22 protein-coding genes are annotated in these 24,381 nt (G+C 42.6%); 18 read left to right on the top strand and 4 right to left on the bottom strand.

Going from position 1 to position 24,381, the window contains the following annotated elements:
• Positions 1-16: 16 nt before the first annotated feature.
• Positions 17-1,261 carry a dipeptidase gene (locus IH598_05240; protein MBE0637904.1) on the bottom strand — a complete coding sequence of 415 codons (1,245 nt, stop codon included), beginning with the start codon at positions 1,259-1,261 and terminating at the stop codon, positions 17-19.
• 248 nt (positions 1,262-1,509) lie between these two features.
• Here IH598_05240 and IH598_05235 point away from each other — a divergent pair, with 248 nt between their 5' ends.
• The 3 genes from IH598_05235 (at position 1,510) to xerD (ending at position 5,553) form a co-directional block, all read left to right on the top strand.
• Entirely contained in the window at positions 1,510-3,708 is a 2,199-nt protein-coding gene (locus IH598_05235; GenBank protein MBE0637903.1) for a KamA family protein, read from the top strand.
• Between the two features lie 4 nt (positions 3,709-3,712).
• Positions 3,713-4,561 (top strand): deoxyribose-phosphate aldolase, encoded by an 849-nt coding sequence (gene deoC / locus IH598_05230; GenBank protein ID MBE0637902.1) that lies wholly within the window; start codon positions 3,713-3,715, stop codon positions 4,559-4,561.
• An 83-nt stretch (positions 4,562-4,644) separates the two neighbouring features.
• Positions 4,645-5,553, top strand: a complete 909-nt coding sequence (gene xerD, locus IH598_05225; GenBank protein MBE0637901.1) for a site-specific tyrosine recombinase XerD — start codon at positions 4,645-4,647, stop codon at positions 5,551-5,553.
• Here the strand turns inward: xerD and IH598_05220 are convergent.
• From IH598_05220 to IH598_05210, 3 genes are all read right to left on the bottom strand, one after another.
• Positions 5,550-6,782, bottom strand: a complete 1,233-nt coding sequence (locus IH598_05220; GenBank protein MBE0637900.1) for a 3-deoxy-D-manno-octulosonic acid transferase — start codon at positions 6,780-6,782, stop codon at positions 5,550-5,552. The genes xerD and IH598_05220 overlap by 4 nt on opposite strands.
• Positions 6,783-7,120: 338 nt before the next feature.
• Complete coding sequence (gene mdh, locus IH598_05215; GenBank protein ID MBE0637899.1) at positions 7,121-8,065, bottom strand: malate dehydrogenase; 945 nt, start codon at positions 8,063-8,065, stop codon at positions 7,121-7,123.
• 154 nt (positions 8,066-8,219) lie between these two features.
• The gene (locus IH598_05210; protein MBE0637898.1) at positions 8,220-8,888 is read right to left on the bottom strand and encodes a PrsW family intramembrane metalloprotease; all 669 of its coding nucleotides are present in this window, start codon (positions 8,886-8,888) and stop codon (positions 8,220-8,222) included.
• Between the two features lie 89 nt (positions 8,889-8,977).
• Between IH598_05210 and IH598_05205 the strand changes: the two genes are divergently transcribed.
• The 15 genes from IH598_05205 to IH598_05135 all read left to right on the top strand — a co-directional run bounded on the left by IH598_05205 (position 8,978) and on the right by IH598_05135 (position 24,337).
• Positions 8,978-9,247 (top strand): cupin domain-containing protein, encoded by a 270-nt coding sequence (locus IH598_05205; protein ID MBE0637897.1) that lies wholly within the window; start codon positions 8,978-8,980, stop codon positions 9,245-9,247.
• 56 nt (positions 9,248-9,303) lie between these two features.
• A complete protein-coding gene (rsgA, locus tag IH598_05200) occupies positions 9,304-10,242 on the top strand; it encodes a ribosome small subunit-dependent GTPase A (GenBank protein ID MBE0637896.1) in 939 nt (312 codons plus the stop codon).
• A 98-nt stretch (positions 10,243-10,340) separates the two neighbouring features.
• A complete protein-coding gene (locus IH598_05195) occupies positions 10,341-11,006 on the top strand; it encodes a CBS domain-containing protein (protein MBE0637895.1) in 666 nt (221 codons plus the stop codon).
• Between the two features lie 48 nt (positions 11,007-11,054).
• Positions 11,055-12,524 (top strand): hypothetical protein, encoded by a 1,470-nt coding sequence (locus IH598_05190; protein ID MBE0637894.1) that lies wholly within the window; start codon positions 11,055-11,057, stop codon positions 12,522-12,524.
• 482 nt (positions 12,525-13,006) lie between these two features.
• Complete coding sequence (locus IH598_05185) at positions 13,007-13,531, top strand: RNA polymerase sigma factor (GenBank protein ID MBE0637893.1); 525 nt, start codon at positions 13,007-13,009, stop codon at positions 13,529-13,531.
• 22 nt (positions 13,532-13,553) lie between these two features.
• Entirely contained in the window at positions 13,554-13,952 is a 399-nt protein-coding gene (locus tag IH598_05180; GenBank protein ID MBE0637892.1) for a hypothetical protein, read from the top strand.
• A gap of 37 nt (positions 13,953-13,989) precedes the next feature.
• Positions 13,990-15,264: a hypothetical protein gene (locus IH598_05175; protein MBE0637891.1), complete on the top strand. Its 1,275-nt coding sequence runs from the start codon at positions 13,990-13,992 to the stop codon at positions 15,262-15,264.
• A 56-nt stretch (positions 15,265-15,320) separates the two neighbouring features.
• Positions 15,321-15,971 (top strand): hypothetical protein, encoded by a 651-nt coding sequence (locus IH598_05170; GenBank protein MBE0637890.1) that lies wholly within the window; start codon positions 15,321-15,323, stop codon positions 15,969-15,971.
• Positions 15,972-16,127: 156 nt separating this feature from the next.
• Positions 16,128-17,429, top strand: coding sequence for a hypothetical protein (locus IH598_05165; protein ID MBE0637889.1), 1,302 nt, complete (start codon positions 16,128-16,130; stop codon positions 17,427-17,429).
• Complete coding sequence (locus IH598_05160) at positions 17,419-18,195, top strand: hypothetical protein (protein ID MBE0637888.1); 777 nt, start codon at positions 17,419-17,421, stop codon at positions 18,193-18,195. Before IH598_05165 ends, IH598_05160 begins: the two co-directional genes overlap by 11 nt.
• 61 nt (positions 18,196-18,256) lie before the next feature.
• On the top strand, positions 18,257-19,156 hold the full coding sequence (locus IH598_05155) for an NAD kinase (GenBank protein MBE0637887.1): 900 nt from the start codon (positions 18,257-18,259) through the stop codon (positions 19,154-19,156).
• 175 nt (positions 19,157-19,331) lie between these two features.
• On the top strand, positions 19,332-19,988 hold the full coding sequence (locus IH598_05150) for a DUF5011 domain-containing protein (protein MBE0637886.1): 657 nt from the start codon (positions 19,332-19,334) through the stop codon (positions 19,986-19,988).
• 10 nt (positions 19,989-19,998) lie between these two features.
• Entirely contained in the window at positions 19,999-20,814 is an 816-nt protein-coding gene (locus tag IH598_05145; protein MBE0637885.1) for a hypothetical protein, read from the top strand.
• A 99-nt stretch (positions 20,815-20,913) separates the two neighbouring features.
• Positions 20,914-21,669 carry an isoprenyl transferase gene (locus IH598_05140; GenBank protein ID MBE0637884.1) on the top strand — a complete coding sequence of 252 codons (756 nt, stop codon included), beginning with the start codon at positions 20,914-20,916 and terminating at the stop codon, positions 21,667-21,669.
• A gap of 1 nt (position 21,670) precedes the next feature.
• Positions 21,671-24,337, top strand: a complete 2,667-nt coding sequence (locus IH598_05135) for a BamA/TamA family outer membrane protein (GenBank protein MBE0637883.1) — start codon at positions 21,671-21,673, stop codon at positions 24,335-24,337.
• Positions 24,338-24,381: the final 44 nt, after the last annotated feature.

Raw genomic sequence — 24,381 nt, 5'->3', positions numbered from 1 at the left:
TCAAGATATTGTCTCATTATTTTTTAATTAATGAAGTGTAATTAATCCCTTCAGATCCCGCCTTGCTGTTCACTTCCCGCATCACCCGAAACAGGTTTTCTCCCCATATTTTTCGGATGTCCTCTTCGGAATAACCGCGTCTGACCAACTCGATGGTTATATTCGGGAACTGGCTCACATCAAAACAATCCTCAAGACCGCCGCCGCCGTCAAAATCGCTGCCGATCCCCACATGATCAATTCCGGCTACCGCAACGATATGATCAATATGATCCACGTAGTCTTTCACGGTAGCGAGGTTAGGTGGGAATTTTTGGTTCATGGCACGCCATTCGACTCTGGCCGAATCCATTTCTGCATCAGACAGTTCGCTGTAGTTGCGATATTTTACCCTGAGCCCTGCCATCACGCTGTCGCGTTCAGGATTTGGAGGCATCTTTTTTACATAATCGCTTAGCAGGCAAACCTGAATCACACCGCCGTTTCCGGCCAGAGCCACCAGCATCTCATCGTTGAGATTCCGGGGGTTGTCGCAGATTGCTCGAGCCGACGAATGGGAAGCGATCACAGGAACAGTTGACAATCTGATCACATCAAAAAAAGCGCTGTCGGAAATATGTGAAACGTCTATCATCATCCCCAGTTGGTTCATTTCCCGGACTACATTTTCACCAAATTCGCTCAGTCCGTTGAATTCGGTCGAATCAGTTGAAGAATCGCAAATATCATTGTTTGCTGTATGGCACAGCGTGATGTACCTGGCGCCACGGTCGTAAATATGCCTGATCAGCGAGAGGTCATTACCTATGGGATAACCGTTTTCGAGGCCAACAAAAATGGCTCGCTTCCCGGCCTCTTTCAGACGAAAAGCATCCTCAGGATTGAAAGCTATTTCAACTTCTCCGGAATTTCGGCTAATAACTGCCAAAACTGAGTCAAACACTAGTTCTGCTCGCTTAAAAGCCTTTTCATTGCCCGCTTCCGACCGTTCACCCTGGCCAACGAATACGGCAAAAAAAACAGCATCCAACCCGCCATCCTTCATCCGCGGAATATCCAGTTTGCTGCCATGCGATTTTGCATCCTGACGGGAAGCAAAGTCATAGCCCGGTCTGGTGAGGTACAACGGCGTGTCGGTGTGTGAATCGATGGTTAAAATCCCCGCATGGATCTGCAAAGCCTTCAGAGCAATTCTTTCTTCTTCACTCATTGGATTGCAACTTAACAAAAATGCGAATAAAATCATCAAGTATTTAGTCATACAAGGTGGTTTAGAATATGAATTAGAGGTTTGTGTTCCGGCTTCAAAATTAGAAATCTTTAACAAAAGCATAAATCAAAATTATACTTGCCTGACAAACAAGTGTTTTAGATTCACAAACAATTGATTCATACATTGCAATTTCCTATTTTTGCAGATGCCGGGGTTGATTTTCTAAATTAAAAACAGTACTTTTGCACGGTAGCATAGCGGCGGGTAGGATTAGACAGCAGCACAATTAATTGATTATGAGTAAAGCACAAAGAATAAAACCTGTGATCGGGATTAAATCACAGAAGATTGTCCGGACGATTCTTGAGGAGAATCCAAAAATCAAGGAGTTATTTTCCCATGCAAAAAGTACCGATGAGGTAAACGCCGGATTGAAAGCATGGGTGCTGTCATTTCTGAGCGGACGTGATCATGCCCTCAGTTTTTACGAGGAAAGGACTTCCGGGCGTAAAGCATTCGAGAAGTTGGAATGGCAGGAAATTGCCGCCATCAGAATACTTGATTACATAAGCAACGAGGGCAGAACTTTTGAAGACCTCAATTTGCGCGGCGAGATCATTATCAACCAACCTTTTGGTCATCTTTGGGATGCCGCAAATACGGGCCGCAGTTTTGCCAATGATGATTACTTCTATGACATGCTTCAACTCCTAAGGCAGTTTTCAGGAAAGCTTAAACCACAAAAACCGGCAAGGGAACTGGTGGAACATTGGATGAGCCGGCACCAGTCAGGATTGGAGAGCAAGGTAGTAAAAATGAGGCAATCAAACAAAATGCGAATCCTTGGCATAATTATACAACGTCTTGAGCAGGGAGTCGGGATAAGTTCGCGGTACTATTTTGACGAAGGGATGACCCGGGAGCAAAAATACGAGCGGGCTCTGCAGTGGTGGGATACCAGTCATTTTCATCTGAAATTTGCCATTCGCACACCAGAACTGCTCAACGAAATGCTTGATCATTCGTTGAGCCAGGAAACACTGGAACTCATGGAGAAAGCGCGTTTGAAGAAAATTCCGGTTTTCGTGAATCCGTATTATCTCTCTTTGCTCAATGTGGATGCACCTTCCGAGCTTGCGGGCGCTGACCTGGCCATCAGGGATTACGTTTTTATGAGTGAAGAACTGGTTGAGGAATACGGACATATTGTTGCGTGGGAAAAGGAAGATATTGTGGAGCCGGGGAAACCCAATGCCGCCGGATGGATACTCCCCTCTTACCGCAACATCCATCGACGGTACCCGGAAGTGGCCATTTTGATCCCTGATACAGCAGGACGCACCTGTGGCGGATTGTGCGTTTCGTGCCAGCGCATGTACGAATTCCAGAGCGGTCACCTGAACTTCAATCTCGAAAGCCTGGCACCCAGGGAAACCTGGCCATTAAAACTGAAACGTCTGATGTCCTATTTTGAACATGACGCCCAGTTGCGCGACATTCTGATCACCGGAGGCGATGCACTGATGAGCCGTGATGCCTCACTGCAACTGATACTTGATGAAGTGTATGACATGGCATTACGAAAAAAAACAGCCAACGAAAACCGCCCCGAAGGCGAAAAACTGGCTGAGATGCTAAGAATCAGGCTGGGTACAAGACTACCGGTTTATCTCCCTCAGCGCATCACTCCTGATTTGATCAGTATCCTGGCCGGATTCAGAGAAAAAGCTTCCGGTATCGGTTTCGCTCAGTTTGTCATTCAAACACATTTTGAATCGGCCATGGAAATCACACCGGAGGTCAAAAAGGCTGTATCAAAATTGCTCTCGGCAGGGTGGATTGTCACCAACCAGCAAGTATTCACTGTGGCAGCCGCACGTCGCGGCCATACGGCAAAACTGCGAAAAGTGCTTAACGACATCGGAGTATTGACCTATTACACTTTTTCGGTAAAAGGCTTTAGTGAAAATAAACATAATTTTGCCACAAATGCAAGAGCCATGCAGGAGCAGATAGAAGAGAAAGCAATTGGCAGAATCCCGAAGAGTTTTATGGAACATTTTTCAGGACATCCGATTGATGGAAATCAAATGGTTAAAAAAATCAACCACCTGCGCGCTGCAGCCGGGGCGCCGTTTTTAGGTACCGACCGTAACGTGCTCAATATGCCGGGCGTAGGCAAAAGTCTCTCTTTCCGGACTATTGGAATTACTGAAGATGGCCGTCGGATTCTCGAGTTCGACCATGACCCCAATCGCAGGCACAGCCCTGTAATTGACGAAATGGGAAAAGTTGTTATCGTCGAGTCGAAATCAATTGCTGAGTTGATCCGCCAGTTTGACCAATTGGGTGAAGATGTGAACGAATACCAGACCCTTTACGGATATTCGATCGGCGCTACTGAAAAACGTTTTCCACTATACAGCTATCCTGAATATGATTTTGAAGCTACCGATGAAATGACAAACTTTGAAATGGAGATAATCAATAATTGACACGATGACCAAATTTAATCCTTACAGTCTTAATTACAATGAACTTACAGCCAGAGCTGCAGAAATAGCCCGGCAGCAATTTTCAATTGAAGATCAAATCAAGATGCTTGGTAAAATCCTCGGAATGATTGACATTACCACACTCGAGGGCAGTGATACCAAAGATAAAATATCCAAATTGTGCGGTTACGCCGGCACTTTAACCGAAAAACATCGTGTACCTTGCACGGTAGCTGCAGTCTGTTTTTATATGCCTTTTATCCTGCCTGCCAGAAAATTCCTTGAGGGAACATCCATCGAAGTGGCAACGGTCGCCGGTGGTTTCCCATCGGGTCAACTGCCGGTTGACCTCAAGGTGAAGGAGGTGGAATGGTGTGCCGGCCAGGGTGCTGATGAGATTGATGTCGTGATTTCGCGCGAAAAGGTGCTCATGAACCAACCTGAAGAACTGTTAAATGAAGTCTCAGCGATGAAAGTTGCTTGTGGTAAGGCAAAAATGAAAGTCATTTTGGAAACCGGAGAGTTGGAGACCGTAGCAAATATTCGTTTAGCATGTGAAATTGCCATCAACGGCGGAGCTGATTTCCTGAAAACCTCCACCGGCAAAATAAAACCTGCAGCCACCCCCGAATCCTTCCTGATCATGCTCGACACCATCAGGGAATACTATGAAAAAACAGGAAAAATGATCGGGATAAAAGCTGCCGGTGGAATTGCCGAACCCAACGACGCCATTCATTATTACCTCATGGTAAAAGAAGTGTTGGGCAAGGATTGGCTCAACAAGCATTTCTTCCGCATTGGCGCCAGCCGTCTGGTGGGAAAGATTGTTGAACAACTGGAGAAAAATTAAAACTGCTGCTTAATCAATTCTCATATTAATGCTCCCCGAAATTTTCAGAAATAAATAACGAACCAGGCACTATCCAATATCAAATGAACTGGGAAATCTACATCAGGGGGTTCAAATCGTTTCTGCAACTCGAAAAGTCGCTCTCGGCCAATACCGTTGAAGCCTACATGCACGACATACGTCTTCTGGTGCGTTATCTTGAGGAAAATAACCATCAGAGCGTTTCACCTGAAACCCTTGAATTGAAACACCTGGAGGAATTTGTCGGATGGCTGGGCGAAAGCGGCGGACGCGCATCATCGCAGTCGAGAACGATTTCAGGAATTCGTGCTTTCTACAAATACTTAATGATTGAGGACCTTGTAAACACCGACCCTACCGAACTGCTCGAAACACCAAGGCTCTCCCGTCATCTTCCCGACACACTGAGCCAGGAGGAAATAAAAAAAATGATTAACGCCATCGACTTATCAAAACCTGAAGGAAGCCGGAACCTTGCTATCATCGAAACACTGTATGGGTGTGGTTTGCGTGTGTCGGAATGCACTGCATTGAAGATTTCTGATCTCTATTTCGACCTGGGTTTTGTTCGGGTGCTTGGAAAAGGGAGCAAGCAGCGCTGGATACCCATCGGCGACCTGGCCATCAAACAAATCAACAATTATATTAAAAACATCCGGCCGCATATCGAGATTAAAAAGGGGCACGAAGACATTGTTTTCCTCAACAAACGGGGAGCAAGCCTGTCGCGGGTCATGGTATTTTACATCATAAAAGACCTGGCTGAACGAGCCGGCATTCATAAAACCATCAGTCCGCATACACTTCGCCATTCATTTGCAACACACCTGGTCGAAAACGGCGCCAACCTGCGCGCTGTGCAGGAAATGCTTGGCCATGTATCCATCACCACGACCGAAATCTACACCCACCTCGATACTCGATTGCTCAAGGAAACCATCGAGAAGTACCACCCCCTTTCGAGGCTTTAGATTTTTTTCAGATAATTCATAATCAACGTTGTTGCACCACACTTTTCAGCTACATAATCGCCCGCTATGATCGATGCTTTCCTGAGTTTGGCTGCATCATTCAACAAATCAGCAGTTATCTGCAGAAATTGTTCTGTTGTGTTAATGCTGAATGCACCCCCTTTTCCGATCAGCTCAACAGCTTCCGGGAATTTACTGTAATTTGGGCCAAAAATGACGGGTTTACCGAAAGTTGCCGCTTCAAGGATATTATGGATCCCTACGCCAAACCCTCCGCCGATGTATGCAATTGTCGCATACTGATAAAGATGGGAAAGTATGCCGATGCTGTCAATCACCAGCACCTTCGCATTATGAACATTTTCCTCACGGGCTTCAGAAAACTTTAACGAGGTTCCCGGAAGTTTTTTCATCAGCGAACGGATACGTTCCGGATGCACTTCATGAGGGGCGAAAATGAATTTCAATCCCGGATGATTTTCATTGATTAGCCCTGTGATCATCTCTTCATCGGCAGGCCAGGTACTACCGGCAAGAAGCACGTGATTTTCCCCTGCAAATGTTTCAATCAAAGGAAAATCTTTCTTTCGACTGGCTATTCCCGAAACCCGGTCGAAACGCGTATCGCCGCTGATGGTTACCTGGCTTATCCCAGCGCCATGCAGGAGATTTGCCGAAGTTCCATTCTGCACAAAAAAGTGATCCACTTTCTTTAGCTGTTTCAATTGCCATCTCCCCCAGGGTTTAAAGAATCGCTGCCCGGGTCTGAAAATAGCTGAAATGTAAATGCAGGGAATGTTTTTACTTTTCAACACCCGCATGTAATTAAACCAATATTCGTATTTAACAAATACGGCAAGGGTCGGCTTTGCAATCCCGACAAACCTTTTAGCATTTTTTGCCGTATCAATCGGAAGGTAAAAAATGTAATCGGCGCCCGTGTAATTTTTCCTGATTTCGTAGCCCGATGGTGAGAAAAAGGTGAGCAGAATTCTTTTTTCCGGAAAGGCCTCCCTGAACGCTTCAATTACCGGCCTCCCCTGCTCAAACTCGCCCAGCGAGGCACAATGAAACCATACTATCGGCCTGTCGTGGATGATTGTTGACTCCATCCTTTTAAAAATATCCCTCCTCCCCTCCAGCCAAAGCATTGCTTTCGGATTGAAAAAGCTGCTGATGCGGATCAACAGGAGATAAATTTGAATAAAAATAGTATAGATTAAAAACATAATCAATGCGATCGGGTAATAACTTTCTCCAGCGGTATTTAAATTTCTGCGTTCAACATTTGGGATTTCAGTTTTCTATATTTTGACGGGTTTGTAAGACAACATCAGGTTTACATCTTCAGGATTCGACAGGTAAAATTCAGTGCTCTCCAATGGAGTCTTATGGTCAATATTCAATCTTTTTACCTAAAAACCTCGCCCGTAGTTACAACACAAACCAACCACCTGATGTGCTGCATATCTATCTTTTACACACTTATTCGTCCTATTCCTCACAAAAAAAGCACCCCGGAAAGCTTTCCCAAAGGTGCCTGCAAAACTATACATTATCCCACTATCTAGTGTGGGAAAAGGCTCATATCGTCAAGAACCCTGACTACACTGCGCACCTGTTGTGCAGAGTCATGCAGTAACTTGTACTCTTTGTCGTTCAGGTTGAGTTCGAATATCTCTTCAATTCCGTTCTTGCCCAGTTTTACCGGAACGCCAATGTAAAGATCATTGATGCCGTATTGTCCGGTCAGGCGGGCGCAAACGGGAAAGATACGTTTCTGGTCATCCACAATGCTTTCGACCATTTGGGCAGCCGCAGCGCCAGGGGCATACCAGGCTGATGTCCCCATCAGGTTGACCAATTCACCACCTCCTTTACGGGTGCGGTCGACGATTTTGTCAATCTGGTCTTTTGTCAGTAATTCGGTGATGGGTATGCCTTTCACAGAGGTGTATCTTCGGAGCGGAACCATTGAATCGCCGTGACCTCCAAGTAAAAGTGCATGAATGTCTTTGGGCGAGACATCAAGAGCATTAGCCAGAAACGCAGTATAACGTCCTGTATCAAGGATGCCGGCCATACCAAAAACCTTGCGGCTGGGCTTGTTTGAAGTTTTCCATGCTGCATAGGTCATAACGTCCAGTGGATTGGAAACTACGATGATAATCGCCTCAGGTGAATATTTAATCACATTTTCAGTGACCTCCACAATGATTTTTGCATTGGTGCGAATCAGATCATCACGGCTCATCCCCGGTTTACGCGGCAGTCCTGAGGTAATCACAACAATACCCGAACCCTTTGTGCGCAAATAATCGTTAGTTACACCTACCACCCGCGTATCAAAATTATTGATGGCAGAGGTTTGCCAGATGTCAAGTGCCTTGCCTTCGGCAACACCTTCTTTAATGTCAACGAGTACAATCTCATTTGCCAGGTCCTTGTGGGCGATCACATTCGCACAGGTAGCGCCAACATTACCGGCTCCTATTACAGTTATTCTTTCCATAAAAAATGTTTAATTCAAATTTATATTATCTAAATTGCTGAAAAACAAATTGAAGTGCAAAATTACCATTTATCGCCAGATTTAATTTTTCATTTTTTTTGTCAAAACTGAATTTATGAAATATTAACAAGGTGGTATTTTCATTTAAAACCTCTTAAATTAAGCTGTTAACATTGGTATTCAGCGATTTTACTGCAAGCAGCATGGAGATGATCACAATCCCGCCGCCAAGCAATCCCAACAGTAAATAATCTTGCGAAATGAGACAAAAACTATAGAACCCATAAAAGAAAAATGAGGCGGTCAGGCCTGTGAGTGAATCGAAATAATTGGTTCTGAACTTTGCCATTCCGGTAAAAAATCCCAGAATGATTCCGATGAAGAGATTTGCTGCAGGCAAGGTATAGAGCACGATCTGCAAGTCATCACTGTATTTCCAGTCATACAGAAAATAGGCATTTGCAGTGGTTGAATAGCCCATTGCGATCATCACGGAGAAAAGCACACCGTCGAAAGGCTTGGTAAATGATTCTTTGGGAAGGTAAAAAAAGCGAAGCAGGAGGAACTTTGAAAACTCTGACAGAAACCCGATCAGAGCAAAAGAGAAAAAGAGTATCCGTCGCAGGCTTTGAACATGTACAAGCCAGTACTCGTAAACAAAATAGAGTGCCAGCATCATAGGAATGGCAGTGAGCAGCCCAAAAAAGTAAGCACTGGTGAATAAATTAAGCACTTTTTTCTCCATGATTTTTCGTGCTAACAGTATGAGAATAAAGAAAATGACAGGGGCAATCAATAAGGGTAAGTATTTCGAAAAATTCATAATTTTGAGGGTTTATTGATTTAAGCGCATTAAAAACAATAAATTTACCGCAAATATAATTTAATTTCAAACCTGCCGAAATTGCTTTAATGGGAAAAATACGCATTCAAAATTTAACTGATAGCGAGGTTCAGAACAAAGGGATCAGAAATTGGCCAATCTGGGAAAAGGAAGTTTCCCGTTTTGATTGGAAATATGATAGCACGGAGGAGTGCCTAATCATTGAAGGAGAGGCCATTGTGACGACTGAGGAGGGAGAAGTCATAATTAAATCAGGTGACTTTGTCACTTTCATAGAAGGGTTGCAATGTGTCTGGGACGTAAAGCAACCCATCCAAAAACACTACAATTTTAAATGAGAATTTTTATCCACAACAGACAACTAATAACAATTTACCAATAAAAAATAACGACTTTGCAGGGAATCATTATAAAATCTACCGGGAGTTGGTTTAATGTTTTGGCCGATGATGGCACTAAAACAGAATGTAAACTGAAGGGGAAATTCAGGATGAAGGGGATAAAAACCACAAATCCACTGGCCGTAGGCGACAAAGTGGAGTTTGATTATCGTGATGAGGAGCAGATTGGGTTGATCAAAAAGATCTTTCCACGACGCAATCACATTATCCGCAAATCAACCAATCTCTCAAAGGTTTCACACATCATTGCAGCCAATATTGACCTGGCTTTGCTGGTTGCCACTGTGAAAGAACCCCGTACCAGTGTCGGGTTTATTGACCGCTTTCTGGTTACTGCTGAAGCGTATCATATTCCTGCTGCCCTTGTTTTCAACAAACTAGACATTTATAACGAGACTGATCTCCTTCGGCTTGGTAATATGATCAATATTTATGATGCAGCCGGCTACAAAACATTCAGTGTGTCAGCCTTAACCGGTGAAAATGTGGATTTGGTTAAAGAAGAAATTAAAAATAAGGTGAACCTGTTTTCGGGAATTTCAGGAGTGGGCAAGTCACAGTTGATCAATGCAATGGAGCCCGGTCTGAAGCTCAAAACCGGAGACATTTCCTTTTATCATTTGAAAGGAAAGCATACAACCACTTTCCCGGAAATGCACCAGCTTTCTTTTGGGGGGTTTATTATTGATACTCCCGGTATTCGTGAGTTTGGGCTTGTAGAGTTCAGAAAGGAAGAGATTGCTGAGCGATTCCCGGAGATGCGAAATGTTATGCACGGCTGTCATTATAAAAATTGCACACACATCCACGAACCAAAATGCGCAGTGAAAGTGGCAGTTGAAGCCGGTGAAATAGCGAGATCAAGGTATGAAAGCTACCTGAAAATCTACAACGATGACTATCTGGATAAAGAAATGTGGGAATGGGAATAGGTTAATCATGAATCCACGTAAACATTGATGTGGAAAAAATTGAAATTTTAATTTCGCGTTCTCGTTTGACTTGGTACCAACTTTAAAAATGCAACACAATGATTGCTAAAAATCTGATGAGTATCTTCATCCAACCACTCAGGAAATCGGACAAAATTTCGAAGGCCATGAAATTGATGGATGAGAACAAAGTGACTCATCTCCCAGTAATTGACGAAAAAAATTACATAGGGTTGATTTCGGAAAGCGAATTAATGGCAACAGCTGATGACTCCGGCATCATTGAGCCCTTATGCAAAGCATTACCCAGACCATTTATAAACGATTACGAGCATTTTTTCAATGCGTTGAAAATAATGACCGAACAGCGAATAAGTGTTTTGCCTGTGCTTGATGAAAAAAAGTATTATGCCGGTCTGATCACTGCTCCGATGTTACTCACCGAATTGGCACAAACCATGTCAGTAAACAATCCAGGCGGAATAATCATCCTCGAGGTGAACCAAAATGATTACTCGATGAGTGAGATCGCCAGAATTGCAGAAGCCAACGATGCTAAAATTCTCAATGCAGCAGTAAAGTCAATACCCGACTCCACCAGAATGGAAGTTACGCTTAAACTCAACAGAATGAACCTTGAACCTGTAATGCAAACATTTGTACGATATGGGTATGATATCAGTTTCTATTTTGGCGACAACGAAAAAAATGAGACCATGCTGCGCGAAAGATATGATTTACTGATGAGATACCTGGAGACTTAATTGAGGAGTAGCAAAAATTACGGATGATCCGGCTAAAAAATGATTGGAATGATGAAAGGGTTGATGCTGTTTTTATTAATGATAGTTACCGGTTCAGCGCTGGCTAACCATCATTTCGGGCATCTCACTCCTCAAGCTTCTGCAGACAGCATTATCATTCAATCTGATCTGACCGACGCTGGCATTCTCTATATCATTGACACGATTGTACTGACCGGAAATAAAATTACGAAAGATTTTATCATCCTGAGAGAACTTAATTTTAAAGCTGGTGATACGATTTCAGCAGGGAAACTGCGTAATGCTTTTCAAATCTCTCAACAAAACTTATTGAAAACTTCGCTTTTCAATTTCGTGAATATCAGCGATTCAGCCTTAACCAGTGGAAATCCCTGCCATTTAGAGGTTCACCTGGATTTTATTGAACGGTGGTACATCTGGCCTTTTCCGATTTTTGAAATTTCAGACCGAAACCTTAATACCTGGTGGCAAGACAAAAACTTCGAACGGATCAGTTACGGCGTCTTTTTAACCAAAGAAAACAACCGTGGTCGCATGGAGTCTCTCCGGCTATTGCTTCGCTTTGGTTATGATGAACGGTATGAAATCAGCTACTATGTCCCCTACATCAATCGAAAACAGACCCTCGGTGCTGGACTTGGTATCGGTTGGATTCAAAATCACGAGGTGGCTTATCAGACTGTCGGTAATAAACAAGAGTTTGTTCGTGATGATGACCAATACATTTTTAAAAATTACTATAGCTACTTTACCCTTTCACACCGTCCAAACCTTTTTCATTATCACTATCTCCAACTTAAATTTAACTTCTATTCATTTGGAGATACCTTGCTGAAGCTTAATCCTGATTATTCCTTCGAGGGCTTGAAAACAAATGAATATTTCTCGCTGAATTACCGCTTTACCAGTGATCACCGCGATTCTAAGGTTTATCCGCTTGAAGGAAACTATTTTTCAGGCCAACTCTCAAAAAGCGGCCTTGGAATTACAAAAACCGACAACCTGGGCATGATGGAGTTACTGGGATCTTACAGACAATATTGGGAAGTAACCAAAAAAATTTACTTCTCCACTGACTGGAGCGGAAAAATATCGACCAATCGTGACCAACCTTATTATTACCAGCAGGGGTTGGGATACGACCGTAATTTTGTCCGGGGTTACGAGCTTTATGTGATTGACGGGCAAAGCTATATTTTGGCAAAAAACACCCTGAAATATCCTCTTGTCAAGCCACAGGTAAGTACAATTGGTTTCATCAAATCGGAAAAATTCAGCAAAATCCACTATGCCCTCTATGCCAATCTGTTTATCGACTTAGGCTATGTGGAAGCCTTCAGGAATTATGATGCTGAAGACCTTTCCAATAGCCTGCTGCTTGGCGCCGGTGTCGGATTAGACCTGGTAACTTACTACGATATGGTGCTCAGGGTTGAAGCCTCTATCAACAAAAAAGGGGAATCCGGAATTTTTATCCATCTCAAAAATACACTTTAGTTTTTCATTTCCCTGCCAAAACCCTGTCAGGAGCTGCGCACAATGACAGGGTTCATGTGTAACCTGAAAGCGCCATACCGGTCTGTCAGCGTTTAACAAGACAAAACCAAGACCTCACAGGTCTTCCAGCTAAAGAGTCTCAGGGCTGCCATCTCTTTCGAAGCTTGCTTCCCTGAAATCCCTGGTAGGTCATGCGGAAACCTGACAGTCCCGCACGTGCGGGATTAAGACCTGTCAGAGTTTTAGGGTTTCGATTTGAATTTACTGGATTAATTTTTGATGTTTTTCGCAAAATAGATTTTTGTTTTTTCTTCATCCTGAAATAAAATAATCTTCTCAAAATCCAGTCTTTTAACTGTTTGTGAAATATCCTAATATTTGACAATGATAAAATTTTACTTCATCGAGCAGACCGTGCAACTTTTTCGCTTCTCCCTGCATCAATTAACCGATGTTGAACCAATAATCAAAGCCGTCCTCTGATGGATATGGAACAGCTCATTAGAGGATGCCTCAAAGGTAACACCAATGCTCAAAAGCAGTTTTATGAGCATTTTGCACCTAAAATGATGGGAGTTTGCCTGAGGTATGCCGAAGATGTCGAAATGGCTGAAGACTTTTTGCAGGAAGGATTTATAAAGGTTTTTACAAACCTGAAACACTTCCGGTCGGAAGGTCCGGTTGACGGGTGGGTGCAAAGAATAATGGTCAACACCGCACTTGAAATATTGAGAAAGAAGGATGTACTGAAACAGAGCGTTGACATTGAAATGGCTTACGCTGTCAGTGATGATTATCCTGATGCGTTCAAACAACTAAAAACGGCAGAACTGTTGAATCATATTCAGTCATTACCAGCAGGGTTCAGGACAGTTTTTAACCTGTTTGCCATCGAAGGATTTTCTCACCAGGAAATAGCCGAAATGCTCAATATCAGCGAAGGCACATCCAAATCACAATACGCCAGGGCAAAGGCCTGGTTGAAAAAACGAATTGGCGACAGATAGAAACTATTAGATAAACACAACTATGAATTACAAATCAATTTTGGTGACCCTGGTGATACTCTTGTCCTGCCTGTCAATTAGTTCATGTAAAAAGGATAAGGATGTAACATCAGACGATGAAAAATTTTGCGAATGTGTAGCTAGTCAGAATTATGAAGCTACAGGTCCATTAATAGACAATTTTCTATCAACACTTGACAATAACAACCAAGATGACAACCTGAAAAAGCTTAAGGACTGGATGGATGCCAAAAGTTGTGTTGACTCAACAAGTATCGTTTGTAACTCTTGTATTGACACAAATCCTCCTCAGAGTGAAGTAAGGGTTACTTTTATCTCAAACGGGCAAAAAGAAAGTATGGTAATGGATATAATAATGTCAGATCCGTTAAAATTCAGGACATATCATGAAGGGAAATAAAAACAGTTGCTAACAAAAGTTTCAGCCGACAGAAACAATGGGCAAAGAGAATAAAAATACAAGCTTTGAGAACGGGATAAAGGAATCTTTCAACGATTTCAGTTACCCTCCTGTTCCGGCTGTCTGGTCGCGGATAGAAGCAGGCCTGCAACGCCGGAGAAGGCTTGTCTTTTTCACCAGGCTGGCCGCCGCCGCTGCTTTCCTTTTGCTGTTTGGTATTTCAGGATGGATGTTTTACCGCAATTCAACTGTTGAAATTACCCAGCCCGCCTTGGTTTTGAAGGAGTTGGAAACAGTAGTTCCTGAGGCAAATAATCCTCTAAATGTTGATGCAACCCCCGAAGCGAGTTCACTTAAATCCGTTACAGAAAAACCCACTGTGGTTGTTCATTCCTCTAGTCCGAAAAACGAAATAACCGGTACTTCAAAGTTGATCGTTGAATCAGATCATTTGCTGGAAGAGTCGGACATTCGAATTGCACTTTCAGAGCCTGGAACTTCAGAAGATGCGGAGCCGATGCCAGCGGATGTCAAGGCAGAAGCAGAAAGCACTGAAATTGGGGCAACAGAGCAAAGTCTACAGGCTTTGAAAGATTTTGATCTGATTTTACAAAAAGATGATTTCGTTGCCGATAAACCAAAGGGAAAAGGCTGGCAACTGGGTTTGGGCTATGGTACCACAACAGGCTATACCGAAAGCGATCCGTCAGTTTCTTATGAATCAAATTCGGCAAATTTCAACCAGGATTACTTTTCAAACGAACTGGCTGCCGAAACAAAGCGTTTCGAAGACCTGGAAAACACCACACACACACACCCCATAACGATAGGAATTACCGTAAACAAAGCGCTATCGGCAAAATGGGGGATTGAAACCGGATTACTTTTTACCCGCTTAAAAACGACCGCTTCTACCAATCCGGTCAATAATGCCTACACAGAATATGTCAGCGAAATCCTTTACATAGGCGTTCCTTTATCTGTAAGGTTTTCGATCATCAGCGGTCGCAAGTTTGGGTTGTATGCTTCACAGGGTTTGGTGCTTGAGAAAGGGGTTAAGACGTGGTATTCAACAAACAACTACTACTCCGGTGAATTGACCGATAGCCAGTCCACAAGCTACACAGCCGACGGGATGCAGCTTTCGTCGCTTACATCGCTGGGCGTGGAATATAAGCTCGGTGATTTGATCAGCATTTATCTTCAGCCAGGGTTCCAGATTTTCTTCCTGAATGAAACACAACCTTTCAACATCAGAAGCTCCAGTCCATACTGGCCTTCGGTACAGACAGGACTAAGGTTTAAGCTTTAAGACAATGAAAATTTTATTAATCATAATTGACGCGGAAAACTTTAATATTTGAAAAAATGAAAAAGACAGGATTGCTTCTGATAGGATTAACAATGGCAGTGCTATCAAACGGACAAACCATTAGATTTCAGGGTGGCACATCTTTTTCCAAACTTGATTGGGAGCTAAAGGAAATTAATGATGACTCATTTTTTAATGAAATATTAATAGGGTATTCCTTTTTTACCGGATTGGATTACATGGATAAACAATACTACAATTTATCGAGCAACATCGGTATGATCAGAAAAGGTGGCAAAGGCGAAGTAGAACTCACTAATATAAATGGTGATTTAATAGGTGAAACAGTGACTGAAAAGCCGACCTTAGATTACTTTTCAATAAACACTACATTTAATTTGAAATATCGGATTAAAGAGGCGGTTTCTCCATTTATCAGTTTTGGACCCCGACTTGATTATTTAGTCAGCAGCAGCAAAATTTTCGACGACTTGAAAGATATTGATGAGTTGAATTACTTAGCGATTGGAATGATCCTTGGCGGTGGATTGAAATACGACTATTCAAATCTTCAGTTTGGATTTCGGGCTGATTACTATGTTGATTTCACTAACGTTGCTGATTGGAAAATCGAAGAAACCGGTATAGAAGGAGAAGTGAATGTAAGTACTTTTACAATAAATTTGACAATTGGATACAAATTATAAAAAATACATTTTTCATTCAGGGTTTATGGAAATAGGTGGTGGGAGGCGAACCAACCTGGCGCTAATGGTTAAAAAATGGCGTCCTTCATTGTTTCGCCTGCAAAATCCTGAAAATTGAACAATCATTTAAACAACTAAAATTAATAATTACATGCTATGAAAAAGAGTAAATTATCAACGGCCATGTTCGCAATGATGCTCTCAGCCATGTTTTTCGCAACCGGCTGTCGCGACAAAGTTTATGAAACGGTTACTTACACCGCCAATGAGCCTGTTTACATGAGTTTTGATGAATTCAGAGGCTCAGTGAAAACTACAGCAACGCGGGAACTATCCAACCCCGGGAAGATCTATTTCAAGGACAATCTGCTTTACATCAATGAAATCAACGAAGGAATTCATGTCATTGATAACACTGACCCCTCATCGCCACAAAAAATTGCGTTTATCGAGATTCCGGGCAATATAGACCTGGCCATTCGCGAAAATATTCTTTTTGCCGACAGTTACATCGACCTGGTTGCATTGGATATTACTAATCCATCAGCTCCTGTGCTGGTAGATCGCCTCGAAAATGCTTTCCCCAATGTTTTACCTCCGATGGATATTTCACTCCCCGTCGTTGATCTTGATTTTGAGCGAGGAGTGGTGGTTGGATGGAACGTAAAACAGCACACCGAAACCATCGAAAAAGGCAATGCGTATAACAAACAATGGGTGTCGTTTGATGGGTGGGGTGTTGCAAACCTTGCATCCTCAGAAATAACCTTCAATCGAATGTCCTCAACCGGAATTGCCGGTTCAATGGCTCGTTTTACCATCTATAGCGATTACATGTACGTTGTGCAGAACAACACGCTGAAACTGTTCAATATCGCCAATATTCCCGGGATCAGCACAGGCAATCAGGTTTCTTTGGAAAGGGCTGTTGAGACCATCTTTCCTTATCAGGACAAATTGTTTTTGGGAACAACAACGGGGATGTTGGTTTACAGCCTTTCCAGCCCGGCTACTCCGGTTTTCGTATCAGCGTTTGACCACATCAACTCTTGTGATCCGGTCGTAGTACAGGGTAATCTGGCTTATGTAACCTTGCGCTCAGGTACACAATGTTTTGGCTTTACCAACCAACTGGATGTGATTGATATTTCGTCCCTTCAAAATCCATTTTTAGTCAAAACCTATCCTATGTTTAATCCGCATGGGCTTGGCATAGACGGCAGTGTACTTTTTGTGTGCGATGGTGATGCAGGATTGAAGGTTTATGACGCCACCGACCCGATGGAAATTCACATGAATCAATTGGCCCATTTCCCCGAAATCAAAGCCTACGATGTGATTCCGTTCAATGGCGTTTTGATGATGATCGGCGCCGACGGTCTGTATCAGTACGACTATACGAACAACAATGAAATCGTATTATTGAGTTCAATACCGGTTATTTCGGATGGAAACTAAAACAGGATTTTCCGTGATTAAACAACAATTCGTTTTACGGTCAATGATTGTTCTTGCTGTTGGGCTGCTGCTTCAGGATGTGGCAGCCCAAAAGCTAAAAGGAGATGCTGTTTACCTTAAAAACGGCTCTGTTGTAACCGGTCGAATTGTGCATAACGACAGCGCTGAAGGTGTCAAAATTGCCAATGAATGCGGTATTTGGCGCTATGATCACCATGAGATTGACAGTATGGGTGTGTATTCTGGTGGAAAATATTTCACAGCCAGGCCAATAGGCTACTTCAATATCAGTTCTGCAGGACTATTATTCGGACAGGGAGAAAATGACAACGACGTTATTTCATCTTTTACCATGGTCAATGGGTATAAATTCCTGCCAGAACTGACCACCGGAATTGGGGTTGGTTATGAATACTATGATTGGGGAGTATTACCAATGTTTGCCGATGTCAGGTACTTTTTTGACAACGAAGGTTTTTCACCTTTCCTGATAGCTCAGGGAGGTTATTCATTTACCCTTGAACAAAATCTGGGGAACAATTACTGGGGAAACCAGGTTACTAAAACCTACGGTGGGCTGATGTTTAGCGCTGGCGCCGGTATCAGAGCAGGAATTGCCCGGCACAGCGCTTTGCTGATCAGTTTATCCTACCGGTTTCAAAAGCTGTCTTACGATTCAGAAAACTACTGGGAATCCGGAACTGAGCGCAGAACCTACACCAACTACAATCGCATTGCGTTAGCGGTTGGATTTTTGTTTGAGTGATCTTTTTCGTTTACATTCTAAAAAATCCCGATACCTTTGCTGCATGTTTAATACAGGCAAAATGATCAAAAAGGTTGCTTTATTCGGGAAGTCCATCGATCAGGAAGGGGTAATTTATCTTCAGCAGTTATTGGATAAGCTCAAAGTTTTTAATTGCAGGTTATTGATTTACGAACCATTTTATGATAAAATTGAATCTAAGGTAGCTTTAAATAGTAACATTTCGCTTTTTAACACCCATGAAGAATTAAAGAACGATGCTGAAATGCTGCTTTCGATTGGTGGTGATGGCACTTTGCTCGACACCATTACATTGGTAAGGGATTCGGGGATTCCGATTCTCGGTGTAAACCTGGGAAGATTGGGATTTTTATCGAGCATATCAAAAGATGAGATTCTTCCTGCAATTGATAAAGTAATTTCCGGAGACTATGCACTTGATCAGCGGACACTTTTAAGCATGGAAACCAATGGGAACATATTTGGCCAACTAAATTTTGCCCTGAACGAGTTCTCCATCACAAAATCCAACACACATTCACTTGCAGTAATCAATGTTTTCGTTGACGGGAAATTTCTCAACACCTATTGGGCAGATGGCTTGCTGATTGCTACCCCAACCGGTTCAACAGCTTATTCACTAAGCTGTTTCGGGCCAATCGCAGCACCCGATTGTGAAAACTTCGTGATTACTCCCATTGCCAGCCACAACCTCACTGTCCGACCAATTATAATTCCTGATAAATGTACCATCCGGATTACCATCGGAGGCCGCAACGAGCAGTACCTGATTGGTCTTGACTCAAGATTCGGGCAAATTGACCACACCGCCGAAATGATCATTAAAAGGGCCGATTTCAAAATCAACCTCATCCAGCTCCAAAATAAAGATTTCTTCAGCACCATTCGCGAAAAACTCCTTTGGGGTAAGGATCAGAGGAACCGATTCAGGGAGGAGTAGGGCGCCAGAAAGTAAGCAGCAGGCAGTAAGCGATATGACATCCTCCTTAGTCGCATCCGGGCATGCATTTCCCCTTTCCCCATTTTCCAGCCCATTGCACCATTCCAGTAACGCATACATACTAAAAATGGACAACCAGAGTTTAAAATGCTGAATTTCGTGGTTTTCTTCAAGTATGCAACAATTCGTAAAATTCTCACTTTTTCTTATCGTCATTTTCCTTGCTTTTTATTCCTGTGAAAAAGTCATGGATGACAAAATTCCACCTACCTTGATCCTTAAGGGAAGCAATCCTTTGACTATGTTCCCGGGATGCAATTTCACCGAACCGGGTTTCATTTTGAAAGATGACCTTACATCAGTTGAGCAAATTGAAATGATAGTAGACTTTTCAACCGTGAACACTGATAGTGTAGGCGTTTACACGGTTGATTACAAGGCAACAGATGCCGATGGCAATACTGCATTGGCAAGCCGGCGTGTGGAAATAAAACCTCTTTCAAATGCTTTTTATCAGGGCCGATTTTTAGCCAGCGACACGATAAAGCCATTTAACCAGATTGTTCCACCATACCACATCAACTGCGAGTTATTCAGCACCACGTTCAACTGGATAAAGGTTTATAATTTCAATAATTTCGGAAGCCATTTCAACCTGATAATGATCCCCGATTCGATTGGAAATATTGATCTTACTTACAGCCTTTCCGATACAATTATCAGCGGTATTGGTACAACATTTTGCGATATGAGCGGGTTTCGGCTTGAATACCAGGTTGAAACCCCTGAAGAAGGAATTTCAGTTCATCATGTGACATACAAATTTGATTAAAAGAATAGGTTTGAAGCGTAAAATAGGAATAGCAGCAGTTTTTTTTATCCTTATGTTTATTTCATTTTATCCGGTGAAAGGACAGGACATTGATATTGGTGTTTTCGGCGGAGGCTCCTATTATCTGGGTGAGTTGAATCCGGGTAAGCAGTTTTTGTTTACCCGTCCGGCTATTGGGGGTCTGGTTCGCTTTAACTTTAACGATCGCTGGGCAATGCGGGGTCAGTTGATTCGTGGCGAAGTAGCCGGAGACGATGCGGTAAGTAAAGTGAATGAGATGCGAAACCTCAGGTTTTCTTCGAATATTTCAGAACTTTCGGCTCTTGTTGAATTTAACTTCCTTGAATATTTTTCTGGTAGTCATGTGTATTATTTTTCTCCCTTTCTTTTTACCGGCCCGGCATTCTTTAGTTTTAGCCCGAAAACCGAGTACCAGGGAGAAACAATTGACCTGAGAGATATTGGTACTGAAGGTCAGGGTGAAGAGGATCAATACAGCCTTTTCAGTTTTGCCATGGCTTTTGGTTTTGGTTTTAAATATAGCCTTACCAACCGGTTGGGAATGACCGCTGAATGGGGTATGCGTAAAACATTTACTGATTATCTGGATGATATCAGCGGTAATTATTATGTTGATTTTAACCAGCTATCACCTGATGAAATCCGCACGAGACAAGTACTTTCGGATCCATCACCCATAAAACATCAACCAGGCATGCAGCGTGGAAATCCTCAGAACAATGACTGGTATTCCTTTGCAGGCATTACGTTGATTTACCGGTTTACCATTGGTGAGAAATCTACTTGCGTTGATTTTGATCGTTAGTTCAAATAGTGCTACTTTTGCAAACTTTTTAACCAGGATAAATTATATTAAAATCCTATCCGGTGAAACAACAATGTTGGTTTTACCTTTAACAAGCAGATGAGTTTTAAAGAAAAAATAGATATGGAAAGGTTGCCCAGACACATTGCCGTTATTATGGACGGTAATGGCAGGTGGGCAAAGAAACAGGGATTGATGCGAACTTTAGGGCATGAAAACGGTGTGTTGGCTGTGCGTGAAACTGCCGAGGCTGCCGCTGAGATTGGGATTGAGTTCCTTACATTGTATGCTTTTTCAACCGAAAACTGGAAGCGACCCCGCCATGAGGTGGATGCACTCATGCGACTTTTAATCAAAACCATCGATAGTGAGATGAAAACATTGATTGATAATGACATCCGTTTGCTTGCCATCGGGAACCTCACTGCCCTGCAAAAGAAAACATATGAACATCTGCAATGGGCAATAGAAAAAACCAAAAACCACAAACGGCTGAACCTTATCCTTGCGTTAAGTTACAGTTCTCATCACGAAATTATGGAAGCTACAAAAGAAATTGCCCGTCGTGTTCTCAAAAAAGAGCTTGCCATTGACGATATTAATGAAGCGGTAATTTCCAACCATCTTTATACCAAAGATTTTCCCGACCCCGAGTTGCTGATCCGCACAAGCGGCGAATTCAGGATCAGTAATTTCCTCCTTTGGCAGTTGGCCTATTCAGAAATTTACATCACACCAAAGTTATGGCCTGATTTCAGAAAAGAAGATTTTTACCAGGCCATTGTGAATTTTCAATGCAGAGAGAGACGATTTGGAAAAACCAGTGAACAAATCAGTGAGAAAGTAAACATCTGAAATGACGAAATTATTCAAACCGATTTTTAATCTTCCCGTGTTGTCCTGGTTTTCGGGATGCCTGGCTTTAATTTTAATCAGCCTTTCATTTCACTTATCCGCACAAGTTACTATCGGACAAACTGAATTTCAGATTGACTACATGCAGCCATCTGAATATGAAATTGGCGGTATCACTGTCACAGGGATTGAATACCTTGACAAAAATGTACTGATTATGATTTCGGGGCTGACTGTAGGTCAAAAAATTAAAATCCCCAGCGACAAATTCCGGGATGCGATCAACAATTTATGGAAACAGGGACTTTTTGAGCATGTTAGCATTGCCGCCACCGATGTCAAGGATAACCTGATTTTCCTTAATATCGAGCTGAAAGAGCGGCCGCGTATGTCAAAGTATTCTTTCAACGGCGTATCAAAATCGGAAGGCGATAACCTCAAAGACGAAATAAAAATCAATGCCGGAGATGTTGTCACCGAAAATATGGTTGCTACTGCACGTTACCGCATTGTCAGCTACTTTACAAAAAAGGGCTTCCTTGATACGCAGGTCGAAATAGATCAGATACCTGATACTTCAAGAGTAAATAGTGTTACCCTCATTTTCAATATTGATAAAAAAGAAAAAATAAAAATTTACCAGATCGAGCTGTCTGGAAACAAGGACCTTTCCACCGAGCAAGCTTTACGTGCACTCAAAAATACCAAGGAAATGGGTGTGTTCCGGCCGTTGGACGACATTGAAATTCTGATCTGGGACGTTACAAAAGCAGTGCTTTCCCTGCAGTTTGACAGCATTTACGATCAAGCCACCCATTATTTTAATGAAAATGTAAGGATTAGAATTTTCAAGTCATCTAAATACATTGAAACCGATTTTGAAGAAGACAAGAGAAACCTTATCAGCAAATACCAGTCTCTTGGTTACCGCGATGCCAGAATCGTTAAAGATTCCATTTACCGAAAAGATGAAAAATCCATAAGTATCATCATCGAGGTGGAGGAAGGGCCACAATATTATTTTGGGGATATCAACTGGATTGGCAACACCAAATACACGGATGAATTCCTAAGCAGTGTCCTGAGAATAAAAAAAGGCGACATTTACAATAAGGAACTACTGAATACAAATCTCTCATTTAACCCGGCAGGCATTGATGTCAGTTCGTTGTACCTTGACGACGGATACCTGTTTTTTCAGGCGGTGCCCATTGAGGTAAATGTTGAAAATGATACCATTGACCTTGAAGTAAGAATACGTGAAGGCAAGCAGGCGCGTGTGAGTAAGGTACTGGTAAAAGGCAATGACAAAACAAACGACAATGTGGTTATCCGTGAGTTGAGATCGCGACCGGGGCAGTTATTCAATCGTTCAAATATTATCCGTACAACCAGAGAATTGGCCCAGCTAAGATATTTCAATGCCGAAACCATCAAGCCTGATGTTCAGCCTAATCCAACTGACGGCACTGTAGATGTAATTTACGAAGTGGAAGAGACCTCAGCCGATCAGGTTGAGTTATCAGGTGGTTGGGGTTACGGACGGATTATCGGAACACTGGGATTGTCGTTCAATAATTTTTCGTTGAAAAACATATTCAATAAGGATGCCTGGAAACCCATCCCATCAGGTGATGGGCAAAAACTATCAGTCAGGCTGCAGTCATATGGAAAAGGATACATCAGCTACAATTTCTCGTTTACCGAACCCTGGCTTGGGGGGCGCAAACCACATGCCTTCAGCGTTTCCTATTTTCATTCGCTTTATTCAAACGGGCAACCCAAGAACAGCCCTCTCAGGTCGTCCTTCACAACAGATGGAATTACTTTCGGTTTGGGTAAACGTCTTGAGTGGCCGGATGACTATTTTACCCTTTACCAGGCTATCAACCTACAGGTTTACAACCTGAAAAACTACGCTCAGGTATTCTCCTTCGGCGGCGGGACTGGTCAGTATAACAATATTAATTACAACATAGTCCTTGCCCGAAACTCAATTGATGCTCCCATTTATCCACGTTCAGGCTCCGAGGTTTCGCTTTCGTTAACTGTTACACCGCCTTATTCTGCTTTTAGCGATAAGAATTATAACCTGATGAGTGTTGAAGAAAAATACAAATGGATTGAGTACCACAAATGGAAAATAAAAGCCAACTTCTACACTAACCCCGTGAGTAACCTTGTAGTGAGTTTCAGAACACAATTTGGCTTTCTGGGCGCTTATAACAAAGACATAGGAGTTACTCCTTTCGAGCGATTCTACCTTGGCGGCGACGGATTATCCGGCTACAATAACCTTGATGGCCGCGAGTTGATCGGAATGCGTGGATATGGAAATGAAACCATCACCCCGGAGTATTACAAAAACCGCAATATTGGTGGTACAATTTACAGCAAATATACATTTGAACTGCGATTCCCACTTTCACTCAATCCTAGTGCAACCATTTACGGGCTAACATTTTTGGAAGCTGGAAATGCCTGGGAAAGTTTTGCATCATTCAATCCTTTTAAAGTTTATCGTGCAGCGGGATTTGGCATGAGGGTCTTTCTGCCGATGTTTGGTATCCTTGGCCTCGACTGGGGTTATGGGTTTGATGAAGTACCCGGCTTGCCGAACGCCAACGGGGCACAATTCCACTTTTCGATCAACCAGTCCATTGATTAATCCCGTGGTGGACGGTCACTTTTTTTGGAATGCATTTTGATAAC

Source organism: Bacteroidales bacterium, assembly GCA_014860585.1.
Lineage (GTDB): Bacteria > Bacteroidota > Bacteroidia > Bacteroidales > 4484-276 > RZYY01.
This window is presented reverse-complemented; position numbering and strand designations above follow the sequence as displayed.

Bases quoted from the DNA above. Each gene is read 5' to 3' on its own strand.
- IH598_05240 (MBE0637904.1), bottom strand. From the start codon at position 1,261: ATGACTAAATACTTGATGATTTTATTCGCATTTTTGTTAAGTTGCAAT.
- IH598_05235 (MBE0637903.1), top strand. From the start codon at position 1,510: ATGAGTAAAGCACAAAGAATAAAACCTGTGATCGGGATTAAATCACAG.
- deoC (MBE0637902.1), top strand. From the start codon at position 3,713: ATGACCAAATTTAATCCTTACAGTCTTAATTACAATGAACTTACAGCC.
- xerD (MBE0637901.1), top strand. From the start codon at position 4,645: ATGAACTGGGAAATCTACATCAGGGGGTTCAAATCGTTTCTGCAACTC.
- IH598_05220 (MBE0637900.1), bottom strand. From the start codon at position 6,782: ATGTTTTTAATCTATACTATTTTTATTCAAATTTATCTCCTGTTGATC.
- mdh (MBE0637899.1), bottom strand. From the start codon at position 8,065: ATGGAAAGAATAACTGTAATAGGAGCCGGTAATGTTGGCGCTACCTGT.
- IH598_05210 (MBE0637898.1), bottom strand. From the start codon at position 8,888: ATGAATTTTTCGAAATACTTACCCTTATTGATTGCCCCTGTCATTTTC.
- IH598_05205 (MBE0637897.1), top strand. From the start codon at position 8,978: ATGGGAAAAATACGCATTCAAAATTTAACTGATAGCGAGGTTCAGAAC.
- IH598_05195 (MBE0637895.1), top strand. From the start codon at position 10,341: ATGATTGCTAAAAATCTGATGAGTATCTTCATCCAACCACTCAGGAAA.
- IH598_05190 (MBE0637894.1), top strand. From the start codon at position 11,055: ATGATGAAAGGGTTGATGCTGTTTTTATTAATGATAGTTACCGGTTCA.
- IH598_05185 (MBE0637893.1), top strand. From the start codon at position 13,007: ATGGATATGGAACAGCTCATTAGAGGATGCCTCAAAGGTAACACCAAT.
- IH598_05180 (MBE0637892.1), top strand. From the start codon at position 13,554: ATGAATTACAAATCAATTTTGGTGACCCTGGTGATACTCTTGTCCTGC.
- IH598_05175 (MBE0637891.1), top strand. From the start codon at position 13,990: ATGGGCAAAGAGAATAAAAATACAAGCTTTGAGAACGGGATAAAGGAA.
- IH598_05170 (MBE0637890.1), top strand. From the start codon at position 15,321: ATGAAAAAGACAGGATTGCTTCTGATAGGATTAACAATGGCAGTGCTA.
- IH598_05165 (MBE0637889.1), top strand. From the start codon at position 16,128: ATGAAAAAGAGTAAATTATCAACGGCCATGTTCGCAATGATGCTCTCA.
- IH598_05160 (MBE0637888.1), top strand. From the start codon at position 17,419: ATGGAAACTAAAACAGGATTTTCCGTGATTAAACAACAATTCGTTTTA.
- IH598_05155 (MBE0637887.1), top strand. From the start codon at position 18,257: ATGATCAAAAAGGTTGCTTTATTCGGGAAGTCCATCGATCAGGAAGGG.
- IH598_05150 (MBE0637886.1), top strand. From the start codon at position 19,332: ATGCAACAATTCGTAAAATTCTCACTTTTTCTTATCGTCATTTTCCTT.
- IH598_05140 (MBE0637884.1), top strand. From the start codon at position 20,914: ATGAGTTTTAAAGAAAAAATAGATATGGAAAGGTTGCCCAGACACATT.
- IH598_05135 (MBE0637883.1), top strand. From the start codon at position 21,671: ATGACGAAATTATTCAAACCGATTTTTAATCTTCCCGTGTTGTCCTGG.